The organism is Flavobacterium sp. I3-2 (assembly GCF_013389595.1).
Lineage (GTDB): Bacteria > Bacteroidota > Bacteroidia > Flavobacteriales > Flavobacteriaceae > Flavobacterium.
In genome coordinates this window covers 3,385,205-3,400,888 of record NZ_CP058306.1, presented here as the reverse complement: position 1 = coordinate 3,400,888, position 15,684 = coordinate 3,385,205, and the positions used below count along the sequence as shown (strand labels likewise).

Here is a 15,684-nt window from a genome sequence, read left to right as displayed (position 1 = left end):
CAATTTTAATATCAAAATCAATAAAATATACATTTACATTTAAAATAATCAATACAACTTCAATTATTATCCAAAACGATAAATCCTTTTGAATAATCTTCTTTTACTTCCTTACTTTTAAAAAAGTAACAAAACTTCCTCTTTCAAACACTTTTATAACAAACGTTTATAAAAATCAAAATAATCGACTCACTGTCGCTCCTCTCTATTTTTCTTTTTATAAACTACCTTTTAAAATATTTAAGTGAGAATTTTAAGTTATACCAACGTTTTTTTTAACAACAACACTTTACCCCAAAACCATTTTTAAATTGATTGTACTTCATTTAAACATTATACAACCAAATTTTAAACTACACTTTTATAAAAATATATTATCAAACACCCACATTTATAGTGTGTTGGTGATGTTGTGGTTTGTTAGTGGTTACATTTATTTTGTGGTGGGTGTTGTATAGTTGGGGTGGGTTGGTGTACTTTACCTTTGTAAAACACAATACCTTACTACGTCCTTTGAAAAGTCGAAACTATTTAAGTGCAACAGCAGTAAGTGTTTTATACAAAAAGAGCTGACTTTTTACGGTCAGCTCGAGTTGTTTTTATTTTAATAAACATTATTCAACGTAGTAATAATCAAGGGGTGTGCTGATAACACCTCTTTTGACGCATTACGATTATTTATATTGTTTCCAATCAATTTGACTCATCAAATAAAATGCAAATATTAGATTAAAAAAAATTAAAATTATTACCCCCCAAACAATTATCCCGCCAATTATATTCTTCCTTTTAGATAATTGACTAAACTCTTTGTTATAAAGTTTCCACTTATTAGAGTGATTAAATATTAAATAATTAAGAGCAATAATCGCAATTAGAGGAATATAAACAATTGGTTTATATATTGTTAATTCAAATGTTTTTTTTGTGTAAACTGAATAGTAAATACCCAATGATAAAACTAGCCATAATTCTAAAGCAACGATAGAAATCCCTGCTTTAATATCGCTCCAAAATTTAGGAAAAGAAATAGTTTCCCAAAAAATAAAAAGCTTATAAAATAAATAATAATATCCCTTCATCTTAAAATTGTGGTTTCATTACAGCACCATTATTGTACTTTCTATAGATATTTTGAGCTTTATTATAGTCGTTTAAAGCGCCCTCAAACCCTTCAGGATGAAAAACTTCTGCACCATAATACAAAACCGCAGCCGGAGTTCCATATCCTGTTAATCCCCAGAGTGTGACAGACGTATTTAAAGTTGCTTTAGCAGGATGAACAACATGTTTTGATTCTGGATTTTGATAATAGTTCCAAACTCCAACTCCATCTAATGTTATTCCTATACCTGCAGTTGTCTTTGATAAAATACCCCCTATTTTTCCAATATTAGTTGTCTTAGCATATTGATTACCACCCCAACCGTTAGAATAATATTTTGGACTAAAACCCTTTTTTGTAGTTGAAAATCTAAATGACCCTGGAATTGTTTCTATACCAGAAGCTGCTAAACCAAAAACAGTGTTAGCTGTTCCCAAAAGTCCAAAAGTTCCTCTAGAATCGGATTCTCGACTCGAATTTATAGTTGTACCTCTTGGAGTAATAAAATTTGAACTCATTTCAGTACCACCTCTCGAGCTACTGCTACTACTTCCACCTCCTCCGTTAGGATTGTGATATTCCAGTAATTCAAAATTATAGTATACTGCACCTTCAAAAAATCCTTCAGTAACAACTAAATTGTATCCACCTAATATTTTATTTTCTTCAATTTTATAATTAGCTCTACCAATTTTATTAAGTGCAGCAAATTGCTTGGCTTGTAATTCAGTCTCAAACAACCCCGACGCATCACTAAAGAACACAGGATTATTAAAACCGTAACGGTAAGGAGTAAAGTCATAAGCTAATTCAGCTAATGGATCCATTACATTAAAACGTCCTAATGCACTATCATAATGTCTAAAGTCTGTTTCAGTTACGTTTAAACCAAAATTATCTTCAAATTCTTTATCTAAGAACTTATATTGCTCCGCTTCAACACTTCTTTCATCTCTGACTCCCATGTTGTATCCGTCGTGCTGTAACCCAAAGGGATAATAGTTTTTCTCTTCTAATATTTCACTTCCAGATTCTATCTTACCATTGCCATCTAAATCTGCGTAACTCAATCTTACATTTCCTAAGTGATCTTTGTATTGATATACGTAAAGATAACCACCGCCGTCTTTAGGCTTCACATAGCCCTCACTGTGCGGGAAGAACTGTAATTCGTTGTTTAAATACTGAAAACCATTCATGTATTCGGTGGTCTGTGCCAAACCACTCGTTGGCTGTACTACTTTGTTTACTTTTGTACCACTAGCATCGTAAGTATAAAGTATTTTACCTGTATTAAATGTAATTTCGATTGGTAAATTTAAGTGATTATATTTAATACTAGAAATATCTTTGTTATTATCTTTTGTTATGTTACCGAAATCGTCATAATCATAGTCATCTCCAGTGTTGGTTCCATCTTTAAAACCATCTTCACTACCTATTTCGTCGGTTACTTTCATTAATCTATTTCCTTTGTAGGTATAGGTTAATTCATCGATTTCGTTTAATTGTCCATCTGGTTCTTCGCCTGTTCTGTATAATGAAAGTATATTTCCGTTCTTGTCATAAGATAAACTTTCTTGGTGTTCTGATTTTCTAATCATCCCTGGTCCTCCACCAAGAGCACGTAACATTTGTGCATTTGTAAGTCTGTTTAAATGGTCGTAATCAAAGGAATAGCCTCTAAATTTATTATCTGTTTTTGTATGCCAAAGAACGCTGCTTATTCCGCCATTATATAATTTTACATCATCTAATATTCTATAGCCATCGTAATTATAATTTATTATTAAATTGAATAAATCTTTGTTATCCAAAGGGTCAAATTGATAGTTGTTTATTGTTGTAAGCCAACCACGAACGTTGTATTTATAATCTACTTTTTGTAAACTTCCTGAAGTTGCCCCAACATTTTTGGTTACTAAAACACCTAGCTCATCATATGTATTAGAAAAAATAGTTTCAAAAGGCTGACTACCAATTTGCTGTTTTTGTGTCAATAATCTTTCTCTATCATCATACGTAAACAGGTTAACAATTTTAGTATCACTATCACTTGATACTTTTTTGTAAGTCGTCGTAGTTTTAATAGGTGAACCACTAAATGTTAATTGATTATCCGTTTGTATAAAACCGCCTAAATAATTTTTAGTATAGCTTCTTAAAGGTTGATATTTGGCATTATACAAAGTATAAGATAAATCTCCTTTTTTTTCAGTGCTTGATGTAAGTACTCTTGTCCAGTTTCCGGTTTGTAAACCTTTAGGATTTTGAACACTAGCCACAGTTTCTATAACCGGAAATGCTGTTGGAGCATCTGGGTAGTTATAATCGTCATAATAATTTACACTTAATAGATTTATAGAAGACATCGGTAACACATTATTTGTATAACGAATCGCAATACCGTCTAATGTGCTGTTAGAGGTTTGCTTTTTTTCATTTAACACGGTTTGATTAGTAACAGCAGTTTGAATATTTTTTCGATCTAACGAAGTAAAATTTGTAGCATTATAAAAACCGGTATAAACAACTCGATTTAGTTCATCATATTTACTAAAGATCCAAGAATTAGATGTTTCACCAAATGGATTGCGTACAGGTCCTGTTTGTACTATGCGGTCTGCCTTGTCATAAACGATATACTCCCAAATTTTCTGAGGTAATTTTTTTTCTATCAGTCTGTTTTTTTTGTCGTAAATATATATATAGCAAAGCGTATTTAAAACTGTATCTGTAACAATTCCGTTTGCTAATGGTGGAATAACAAAAGCTAAATTACCATGAAAATCATAGGCATAATAAGTATCGTGCGCTACATTGTTGTTATAGGTTCGTTTCAAAATTACTTTTCCATCGACACCTTTGAATTCTTCGGTCGTATTATTTTTTCCAGAAGTCCAATTTTCGTTTTTTACAATGGTTTTATGTAAAGCGCTTTTAGGATAAAATCCATTATCAGAAATTGAATTTTTAAAAGATTCAGTTGTTGGGTCCCAAGTTGTACTTACATTAAATTTTTTTACTTCATTTGCATCATTAAAACTATATTCTGTTTTTATGGTATGCCCGTTACCCATTGCCCAATCTGCTCCAGGAGCTGCAGTTTCAACTACTCTAGGATCAGGTCTTTTTTCTAATCTAACTTCTGAATATGGGTTGTTTTTTCCCATGTATTCATAGGCATACCGATTTGTATGGAAATTAATTGCATTTGTTTTAGCATCAGCTACAAATTGAGTTCCGGTATTTGTAAAAGGTAAATAATCCTTGATTTTACCTATGTTTTTTTCATATTCAACATGAGTAACAATACTTTTTCCACTTTCAGGTGAAGCATTTTGTTCAACTACTTGTATGGTTCGTCCCAAGCCATCTAAGTATGTTGTTGTTACTATATTTTTAGTAGAAGTTGAATTGGAGACATTGTTTTCGTTCGCATAAATAATCTCTTTGACATAGTTTTGATCTGTAGATTGCGAAAAACCTAAATTGCAAACTATAAAAAGCGCGATATATATATAAATTTTATTTATCATGATGATTAGTTTTTATAGTTATAATTATATTCTTTCAAAATCAATCCACTATGGTCTTTGATACGGTAAAGCCTGTTAAAAATATCATATTCATAAAATTCGTCTCTACCATTAACATCAGTCATAGACGTCATGCCTACTAATGGATTAAAGGTGTAAGATTTTATTTTCGCATCTGGATGTGTGGTACGTAAATTATCAACAAAGTTGCGAATGTTGTTTTCATTGTAATTAAGATCAGTTAAATTACTAGCTGAAATTAAGTTTGTTAATGTTTGTACGTTAATTTCAGAATATCTTATATTATGTAATTCAGCGATTACAAAGGCTCCATTATATCCCCAAATTTGAGAGACATAAACTCCGTCTTTGGTTTTATATTCCTGAAGCTTGCCATCACAAGAATACACAGTGTATTCATTTTCTATTTCTAACGGAAGATTTGCTTTTGCAATTTCTGTTCTAATTAAATTATATAATGATGACACTGGTCTACCAATAACAGCACACTTTTTTAGTGAATAAAAATTTTCTGAACGATTTAAAGCTATGCCATTCTTAAATTTATTTATAGTTTTAGGCAAATACGAATCGTTATGTTTTACATAGGTATATTGCTCCTCAAAAGTTTCGTTTAAAAGAGAATTAATGATTTTTTTAGAAGTTAAATTTCGAGAAATCGTATCAAAGGTGCTTTCAGTAATCAATTCCAAAGGAGTTGAATTACCATTTACATAATTACGATTGATTACTTTCTCGTAAGTTATGATGGGTTGCTTATTAATTCCAGAAGCATTCGGGTTAAATTCTTTAAATGTTCTTGAAAAGATATTTTCTTCTACAATATTTCCAGTTTCGTCTTTTTTAACAATCTTGGTTGGAAGTTTTTTTATAAATGAATTATTTGGAAAATTATTTGAATTACTGCCGGTTGTATAATTTGGATTGTCAAAAGTGTATTCAATTGAACCTAAACCAGAAGTTTTAATGGAAACATTTTTATATAAAATTAAATCCGAATAATTTTTTAATTCATAATCATTAGACGGTGAATCTATTGAAGAATGTTTTGTTTGTCCGCTACTTGAGTTTACATCATTAAATTTTTTATAATTGAATGCTACTTGATTAGTAGGAATTTCGGAATTTATCCCATTGTTAAAATGTGTTAATTTTACATTGCTATCAAAAGTTGTTATCTTTTTTATTCTTAATCCGTTGGCATATAGGTGTTTTTGAATTGTACCTTCATTGTATATTTTGGCCTTTGCTGTAATAGATGAATAAGAATTTAGATGTCCAGCATCATAAACTAATGAATATTTAGTATTATACATCGGTATTCTGTAACCTAAATTACATAATGTTTCTGTTTGGGTCAAGGTTTTTTGAAGGCTACCAAAACTAGCCGAGTAATCTGCATTTAGGAAAAAACCATATATTTTTAATTTAGGAAAAACCATTTGATTATAACCTCCTTGTCCTGGTAGAGTAGGAATACCATTATTATCATTATAATAAGTTCCTGCATAATTTACATATACAAATCCATCAGAGTTTTCAAAATTTTGATAATTTAATTTATAGCGATTATTTAATGGATCATGTTCTAAAGGTACATTTTCAATGACGAAGTTTTCGGAATTAAATTGTTTGTATCTTTGTAAAAAAATATTTAATTCACCACTATTAAAACTTTCTGAAAGATTAAAATCATTTGGTTCAAATTCAAAAAAAACGCAACCTCCAGTTGGATACTTTATTTTTTTTAAAACAAGATGGTCGAAATATAAATTTTCTTTAAATGCAGCATAATCACTACTAAAACAAGGATCTAAATTCACTAGAAAGCCATGAGGTGTTAATCCAATATTTTTAATTTCTCTAGTATTGTATTCAAAGGTGTACTTTTGTTCAATGTAATTTGAAATATTATAAAATTCAATATTTTTCAATATTTTCTTACTCCAATCCCCATTTGATGTATTTATTACGACTTGATTATAATTTAATAAAATATTTTTTAAAATTGAATTATTAGGTTTTATAAAAGTTATTTGATCTTGATTAGTAGTAATTCTTGAAAAATTTATTGACCCAATTTTATTAATTGTTATTTTTTTTATTCTGTGTCTAATGTTCTGATAATTTTTAGTAATTGGACTTGGAAGTCTTCTTGAACCATAAATTTCATATTCATAATCACATATAAGATTATTATATTTGTCTGTAATTTTTGTCAGATGAAAATCTGTAGTGTATTTTTCAGAACCTTCAAAAATATAGTAGTCAAAAAGTTCAAAATCATATTTCAAACCATTTTTATCAGTAATCGAAAATGAGTTTGTTTTGAATTTTAAAAAACCATCAACATTGCTTTCTATATTTATATGTGCATTTATCTTAGCAAAATCATTTTGTTCGATTATTTGTACAATAAAATTATTATTTTCTTTTTTCAAATAAAATTTTCCTGATAATCCAAAAATATCATAATTGAAAGTGTCAGGATAGTTTAAATCATTATTAAGGTTGTTTTCATAATATTTTTCATCCGTCATTTTAGGTTCTTGTCCATAATGGAAATTGGTTGTTCTATTACTTATTCTTGTGATTTTAGGTAGAATAGATAATCTCCATGTATCTCCAAATTGATTTGTGGTATATTGTGCTGATGAGTTTGAATATAAATCATAATTTAAATTTAGATTTAAGTTAAAATTGGAATTTACAGTTGGTACATTGAATAAATCTATATTTATATCTGGGATTCCAGTAACATAATTGACTGGTGTATCTATACTACTTAAAATCGTTGAATTTGATCTTGACGCTTCATACATGGTCTGTCCAAAAACGTTCAATGTAATTAGTAAAAAATATATTTTTATAAGATATTTCATAAATTATTTTATTTTTTGATTACTTTAACGGAACCGTTAAAAACGTCTGTTTTAACATGAATTACATAAATTCCTACAGGATAGTTTCCTAAATCGATAGGTACCATATCATAAGAAATAGTTTCCGTATGAAGAATACGTCCTGCTAAATCGACAATACTTAGTGTTCCTTCAGTGTATTCATGATTGATAACAATGTTTGCGTATTGTTCGGTTGGATTAGGAAAGGCTTCTAATTTGATTTCTGTTTCCTTTTCTTTCTCTTTAGATTTTAATTTCACTATCCAGTAATCATCACGTCCTTGTGAACTTTTTTTGTCAGCTGATATTTTTCCGTTAGAATTACCTGCAAATACAAAACCTCCGTCTCTAGTTTGAGTAACTTTTCTTAGCAAATCGCTTCCATCAGTAGAGAGTTTTTTATTCCAAATTTCTTCACCTTTAGCGTTAGCAATTAACGAAATGTAACTTTTCTTAAAAGTCTTCTCATCCATTTGATAACCACCTAATAAAATCTCATCGGAGTTAGAATCGTAAATTATACTAGTTAAATAGTCATCACCTTTAAAATCATATGTAAATTGTTCGTCATTTTCGAAATTAAAATCAGTTTTAATAACCCAAAAATCATTGAACTTTTCAGAATTGACCGATTTGTTTCCACCTCCATTAGATGAACTGGTGCCAGCAATGATAAAACCCTTTTCTGTTTCAATTATATCAGTCAAAAAATCATCTGATTCACCACCAAATACTTTTTGATTTTTTAAATTACCTTCGGCATCTAATTTTAAAATCCAAAAGTCAAAACCTCCATTGGTGTCAAAATATTTGAATTCACTGATGGGAGAATTGGAACTTCCGCCAATAATAATTTCATCATTCTTTGTTAACAGTACAGATTTTACTTCATCATTATAAATTCCGCCAAACGTTTTTTGCCAAATGATGTTACCTGTTTTATCAAGCTTTAGTACCCAATAGTCCAGACCACCTAAATTTTTGTCTTGCTTTTCACCTGAGATAGTAGAATTAGAATTCGCAACAACTAAATATCCACCACCTTTGATTTGTTTAATTTGAACAAGCTTATCATCTCCATTACCACCAATGGTTTTTTGCCAATCAATACCACCTTTTGCATTAAGTTTAACAAGCCAAATATCATTTTTACCTCGTAACGTATCGGTTTTATCTCCTGATTTGTCAGAGTTTGAATAACCGCCTAACATGTATCCACCATCACTTGTTGAAATGATGTTTTTTAGAATATCAGCATTGGACCCTCCGAAGGAAAGTTGCCATTCTTCTTCGCCATCTTTATCCATTTTCCAAATGAAATAATCCAGATTCCCATTACCGTCTTTGGTCTTGTTACCTGATTTGTTTGAGAGTGAACTTCCAGCTAAGATAAAACCGTTGTCTGGAGTTGGTGTCATGTCGAAAAGATACTCGGAATATTTACCTCCCATTGTCTTTTCCCATAAAATTTTTTGCGAATAGCTGTAAAAACTTAATACTCCAAAGAGTATAAAGAGTAGTTTTTGTTTCATAATAGGTTTGATTTTTTAAAAATAAAATGGCGAAAATACTTTATAATATTTGATGTAGAGTAGTGGTAAACCATGATTTTTAAAATGTTTTAGTAGCTGAAATTATGTTTTGAAAAACACATTGAGGATTTAATTTTCTTTTCATAAAAATACCCCCAAATAGTGTATAACTTTTTTGGGGGCAGTGTATTCTGATATAGGTTCTTATTTGTAGTGTATTATCCAACGCGATTAATTTTTAAATTGTTTATATTTCTATAAAAGACAAATTTATTAAGACATTGAATAGATGTAAGAGCTGTAATTTTAGTCAAAATAGCTTCGCTAGTTCAAGCAAGCTCTCGGGTCTTGTTTTATATTCCTGAAAAAGTTTTAGTATAATTTCTTCTTATCATAAACTGATCATAAAGTTGAGAAAAGTGTAAAATCAAAAGCTGATTATTCGAGCGCTAACAATTTTTTAAGTTTCTCATGAATACTGCGCCTTAGTCGCACAGCTTAAATAGTAAAGTCATTAAGGCTTGTATTTGAAAATGATTTAGCAAAATGCGCGCATTTTTAGAATTTCTTTTTGCAGTCTTGATCTTTTGGTTCGTTTTGCATCAAGGCAAAATGAACAGAATAAAATACCAAAACGAGTACGTACTATTAAAACCATAACAAACACTTGAAAACTATATACGATGCTGTACTTCGACGAAGCTCAGCAACCAGTTCAATATGACATAATAGAATATGAAGTACAGGCCAAAAACGTTCATTGAAAACACAATAAAATATTAAGTAGAATCGTAAACCCGACATACAGAATTTTGACGAGAATCTACAAGGTGCAATTTCGTAAAAAAGTAACCTCTGTCCGAAGCGAAGCAAGTTTATTCGAGTGTTAATATTTTTTCAAGTTTCTCATGAATACTACGCCTTACACGTGTATTTTAAAAAGCTAAGTCATTAAGGCTTGTATTTGGTTACTTTTAGAAATAAGCCGTAGTAGATCGTTAAAATACTGCGTCGAAAACCCCTTTTGTTTCTTTTGGGGGTAATCCAAACCGAAGGTTCACCGACACTTTAATTTAAAAATAACAAAGAGAAGGTAAAAGAAAGAGTGAATTATAAATCTAAAATAAACTCTTGAAAACTATATACGATGCTGTACTTCGACGAAGCTCAGCAACCAGTTCAACATGACATAATAGAATATTTAGGACAAACAAAACTCGTTCATTAGAATAGGGAATAGGGAAAAAGAGAATCGGGAATCGAATTTCAAAATTTAAAGATTTGAAAATGAAATTAAATATTCAGTAGAATCGAAAACCCGACATCAAAAAGAAATACGTTAAGAAAATGAAGCTTTTTGCGTAAAGAATCATTTGGCTGAATATTCGAGTGCTAACATTTTTTTAAGTTTCTCATGAATACTGCGCCTTACACGCTCAGTGTAAATAGCCAAGTCATTAAGGCTTGTATTTGAAGCTTTGAAAAAGCAAGACCTTTTTGATTTAGCGTTCAAAACCATTTAGACCGTATTTAGACTGCGTCGAAAACCCCTTTTCGTTCTTTTGGGGGTAATCCAAACCTAAGGTTCACCGACTCCCTAATTTAAAAATAACAAAGAGGAGGTAAAAGAAAGAGTGAATTATAAATCTAAAATAAACATTTGAAAAACTATATACGATGCTGACCCGACCTTTTGAATTGTACCTAGTAAACCAAGTACAGTATGACAGAATAGAATATTTAGTACAAACAAAATACGTTCATTGAAAGAATAAAATCAATACTCAGCAGAATCGTAAACCCGACATACAGAATTTTGACGAGAATCTACAAGGTGCAATTTCGTAAAAAAGTAACCTCTGTCCGAAGCGAAGCAAGTCTGGTTACTTTTAGAAATAAGCCGTAGTAGATCGTTAAAATACTGCGTCGAAAACCCCTTTTCGTTCTTTTGGGGGTAATCCAAAAGGACAAATAGAATTATAAATCTAAAATAAACTCTTGAAAACTAGATGCGATGCTGACCCGACCCTGTGAATTGTACATAATAAGCCCCACCCAACACAAACCCAACACAAACCCACCACAAACCCAATACAAACCCAACAAAAAACCAATGTTTATCGTGGTTTAACCCACCACAACCAACAGTCAACCAATACAAAACACTAAAAGTGAATAAATACGTCTAAAATCAACCAAACCAGTTCGTATTTAGTCAAACCAGTTCGTAAATAACCAAATTCAAACGTAAGTGTTCACAAAAAAATATCCAATGCATTAATGTTTTAAGTTCGTAACATTAATAACAACTAAAAATTAAAATCATGGGAAAAATCACAGACAGCATTATTTCAGGTTCAACCGGTAGAATAGGCAGGGTGGTAGTAGCCAACGTAAACGGACAAGAAATTTTAAGAATGCGACCTCAAAAATCAACAAAACCACCAACAGCAAAACAAAACCTAATTAAAGATCGTTTTTTAAAAAGCATCCTCTTTGTACAAAGCTATAAAGAATTTGCAAAAATGCACTTTGGTACAAAAATAGGTATGAAATCGTGCTATAACCAAGCCACAGCCAGTGTGCTAAAAGCATTGGTTTGCGATATGGACACGCTAACCATAACACCCAACTATGCAGAAATTCAGTTTGCAAAAGGCAACGGACTTATTCCAAGTCCAATTGGGCTAGCTAGTTCGTCTGCATTAACCATTGAAATTTCGTGGGACAACAATGCACAAGGCACCCCTGCAGAAAACGATACTTTAGTGGTTTTATTGGCAGAAGATCAGGCATTAAACAACAATACCCTTTTTTTTACAACAAACATAGATCGCAGCCAAGAAAATTATGAACTAACTTTACTCTCAAGGTATCAAGGCATACAAATGCACGTTTGGATCGCTTTTATAAACCAAGAGCAAACCAAAACTTCAAATTCTGTTTACCTGGGTACAGTAACAGTTACTTAAATGTAAAAAAGCTCTTGAAAATTAATTTAAGAGCTTTTTAGTTTGTAATCTATTTTACTTTATTTCTAATAAGTTAAAAAATAAATTTAAGCCTTTACTCATAGTATCGGTCAATACGGTCTGTTTCGTCTTTATTGTCTTTGTAGATTAGGTCTCTTTTTATGAGCATAATGAGCTCTTAGATATAATTATTATTTTGACACTTTATAATCTCTCATATTTTGAAGATTACTATAAAATTCTTGAAAATTGTTTATATACCATTCTGTGAATTCATTCTTTTTATGAGGTAAAAGCTGATGTAAAAAAATTAATGTAGCTGTCATTAAAAAGTTTAATGTTTCTTGTAGTACATTTTGAGCGTTAATAGGTTCTCTAATTTGTGATATATATACTAAGTTGTTATTTTCGCCTTTTAATAGTTTACCTTTTATCACATCCATACCATGAATGTTGTTAGATAGTGTTCTGTAGAATATGTCATAATGAATTTCCATCTTTAAAGAATCTGCTAACTCTTTAATATTTCTTAATCCACTATCTATCGAATACCAATTGAATACCTTGTTTTTCTTATAGTATCTTTCATATTCAATAGCAGATTCTTTATATCCGGGTTGTTTTAAAATATCAGCTGAATTCGAAAGTGCTTTATCCACATTTATTCCTTCTACAGTTGAATAACTTTTAATTAGCTTATCATTAGTAAATTTACTTTTGAAAGTTTCATTTTCTAAAGTGTCTGATTTTAGTTTTTTATAATTCTTAATATCATTTTTAATTGACCAAACTAAAAAGTTGAAAGATCTTTTATCAGTATCTTTTATTAATAAATAATCGAGTTGAAAAACATTCTCAAGTAAAATTCTATTTAATGCTTTAATAGGTTCAATAGAAGAGTTTTTAAGAAGAATGGATATAGAATCAGCATATTCTATTATATTTCTAAAAAAAAGACATGGAACTATTTTTTCATCTCCCGATAAATTAGATTCTAAGTGTGATAACAGAAGGTTAGATGACATATCAGTCAATTTGTCAAGCATGCCAGAATAGTTTGATAATATATCTGGTATTTGATCATTACTTCTATTTATAAGAGCATTCGACATATTTGGTGGTATGAAAGAGTTATTTCTAAAAAAGAAGCTAAGTAATTAAACTTAGCTTCTAGAATAATGATAACTGACCAGGATATGACCTGCAATGTTGAGTTACATTTTCTAAACGGCCGTAGCGCATTCTAGTATAGGCTCTAACAAATACTGGTTTCCTACCAGCACATACAAAACATTTTTTCATGATATATGAATTTAAATTATTAAGCCATAATTTTAAATCTTCATGAATTTTTGTAATGCAGTGCGAATATAAAGAATAAATTAAAAAATATGTTACACTAGTTCATATTTTTTACATCAAAGTAAAGTTTTGTTAAATGAGTAATGGACATGTCTATTAGTGGTTCATACATAAATGAATTCAAATGAATATTTTCGGGTGTCATTAAATTAATTTTATCAATATATACTTTGTTAACGCTTTTTGGAAAAGCTGATAAGTATTTATTGGACAGTTCTCTAGTTTGGTTATGACCTAATTTACTTATATCTAATTCAGGTAATTTATTTAACATATATTGTTCTGCTTTTAACCTACATGCAATTGCTAAAACAATTTTGTTCTCTAAAATGATTCCGTCAATATTAGTTTCTTTAAGAATGTCATCTGCTACACCATATATGAACGCTAATAGGTTATAATCTTCATCAAAATCAAAAACTTTACCATGTAACTTTAATAGTCTACTTTTATATAATTCAATTATATCTTTTAAGATGATTGTATCTGTTACATCTTTAATATGTAAACAATTTGTAAGCATTGAATAATCATTACATTTGCTGGAATCTGTATATTCAATTATATTACGTACAAAAGGAATTAAGCTAATAAATACTTTAGGATCAGTATGGACTTGATCTAAAAGTTCTTTAAAAATTACTTTCGTATAGTTACTTGTTTTTAAAGTAATCTCTTTGGATTCATTTTTTGTTACGATGTAACAATTTTTATGTAAATCTAATCTTGAGGCAATAGTTCTATAAAAATCAAAGTTATGAGTTAAGATGATAGATTTAAATTTATCAGAATCATGTAATTCTTTAATATATTCAATTATTGCGTATTTATTTTTGTAATCAAATGAATCAGCAATGTCATCGAAAATTAAAAGTGTAGGAGTATCATGTAATTTTCTAGATTCAATTTCAAATAAAAATTGTAATATAAAATAAGCTCTTTGTTCTCCCTTACTTAATATTTTTAAAAGGTTTTCTTTGGTTTGTTTTACATCAGGTTCATTTGCATCTTTATAAACAAACTCTAAATTTGCTGTTTCTTGCTTTAATAAAACATCTTGTTTATTAGCTATATTAACTTCAAATGGAACATAAAATCTATCATTGAATTTCTTTGTGATTTCTTTCCATAATTCAATTTCCTCATTAGTTTTTGCAATAATTGCTTCTAGGGTAACTTTTTTTTCTTCATATAATTTTGAAAGATCTGTAACCTCTTTCTTTATCTCAGAAAGAAAATTTGTCCATACTTTCTTTTTATACCCATTATAGTCTTTTAATTCAATTAATAAAGTATTATTTTCTTCAATAACTTTTTTGAATGTTCTAAGTTCAGCATTTGCACCAATAGCTTTATCTACTTTGTCAAAGGATGCTTTAAGTTTTTGGTCAGCAAAAATCTTTTCAATTTCTTCTTGAACTAATTTTTTTAATTCTTCAGAATTTTTAATTTCCGTACCATCTTCTAAAATAAATTTATGTCCTGCATCAAAGAAAGCATTATCTTCTATTGATTTAATGATTTCATTTACTTGTTGTGTACCAAAAGTATTATTTGAAATTTTAAATAATTTCGACGATGATATAAGGCTATTGTAATTTGTTATATAATCATCAAGTAGTGATTCGTTCTTTGTTATAAATTCTTTTACTTTTCCTTTATTATCAAAAACTTCATTGTATTTAAATGGTGTTTTTTCAAAATCATCTTTTAATTCGTTTATATTGTTAGATAGTACCTCAAAGAAATTACCACTGTTATAAGTCGAAGTATATTCTCCTTCACAGTCAGTACTTCTAGATATATTTTTTAGTTGCTTTAGTAAATCATCTTTGGCTGTGTTTAACTCTGTATAAATTGTATCATACTGTTCTTTAAGTTCTTTACTAGCAATAAATGAAGTTATTTTATTTGTTGCATCAAATGTAATGTCTTCCGCGTTTATAACTAAAATTTTTGAAGGTTTAATTGTATTTCCATCTACAACTATATCATATTTTGATTTTTTACCATATACAAGATCTTTAGGTACATTCTTTTTAGAAACTAAATCAAAAGTCTTAGCGAATGACGTTTTCATCGTTCCATTAGGGGCGTAAAGTAAATAAGAATTCAATTTGGAAAAATCGAATTCATACTCAAATTTACCAATACCGAAACAATGTTCCAGATCAATTGCAAGTTGTTTCATAAGTGTAATTATAATATTTTGTTTAACAAGCTTTTGCAACAAGCTATGTTATTTTGTGA

At 29.5% G+C, this 15,684-nt stretch carries 7 protein-coding genes and 1 pseudogene; 1 reads left to right on the top strand and 7 read right to left on the bottom strand.

From position 1 onward, the window contains the following. Positions 1-674 precede the first annotated feature (674 nt). The 5 genes and pseudogenes from HW119_RS15950 to HW119_RS16800 all read right to left on the bottom strand — a co-directional run. On the bottom strand, positions 675-1,082 hold the full coding sequence (locus tag HW119_RS15950) for a hypothetical protein (RefSeq protein ID WP_177766278.1): 408 nt from the start codon (positions 1,080-1,082) through the stop codon (positions 675-677). A gap of 1 nt (position 1,083) precedes the next feature. Continuing rightward, complete coding sequence (locus HW119_RS15945; protein WP_177766275.1) at positions 1,084-4,644, bottom strand: DUF6443 domain-containing protein; 3,561 nt, start codon at positions 4,642-4,644, stop codon at positions 1,084-1,086. A 5-nt stretch (positions 4,645-4,649) separates the two neighbouring features. Continuing rightward, a complete protein-coding gene (locus HW119_RS15940; protein ID WP_177766270.1) occupies positions 4,650-7,547 on the bottom strand; it encodes a hypothetical protein in 2,898 nt (965 codons plus the stop codon). 8 nt (positions 7,548-7,555) lie between these two features. Beyond that, complete coding sequence (locus HW119_RS15935; RefSeq protein ID WP_177766267.1) at positions 7,556-9,100, bottom strand: T9SS type A sorting domain-containing protein; 1,545 nt, start codon at positions 9,098-9,100, stop codon at positions 7,556-7,558. Between the two features lie 218 nt (positions 9,101-9,318). Beyond that, positions 9,319-9,519: pseudogene (locus HW119_RS16800) on the bottom strand (hypothetical protein); the annotation flags it as partial. A gap of 1,905 nt (positions 9,520-11,424) precedes the next feature. Between HW119_RS16800 and HW119_RS15930 the strand changes: the two are divergent. Beyond that, positions 11,425-12,072 (top strand): DUF6266 family protein, encoded by a 648-nt coding sequence (locus HW119_RS15930; RefSeq protein WP_177766263.1) that lies wholly within the window; start codon positions 11,425-11,427, stop codon positions 12,070-12,072. Between the two features lie 191 nt (positions 12,073-12,263). On the opposite strand, the gene HW119_RS15925 is transcribed toward HW119_RS15930, so the two are convergent. After that, entirely contained in the window at positions 12,264-13,184 is a 921-nt protein-coding gene (locus tag HW119_RS15925) for a DUF5677 domain-containing protein (RefSeq protein ID WP_177766260.1), read from the bottom strand. 287 nt (positions 13,185-13,471) lie between these two features. Continuing rightward, entirely contained in the window at positions 13,472-15,625 is a 2,154-nt protein-coding gene (locus HW119_RS15920) for an AAA family ATPase (RefSeq protein WP_177766256.1), read from the bottom strand. Between the last annotated feature and the right edge of the window lie 59 nt (positions 15,626-15,684).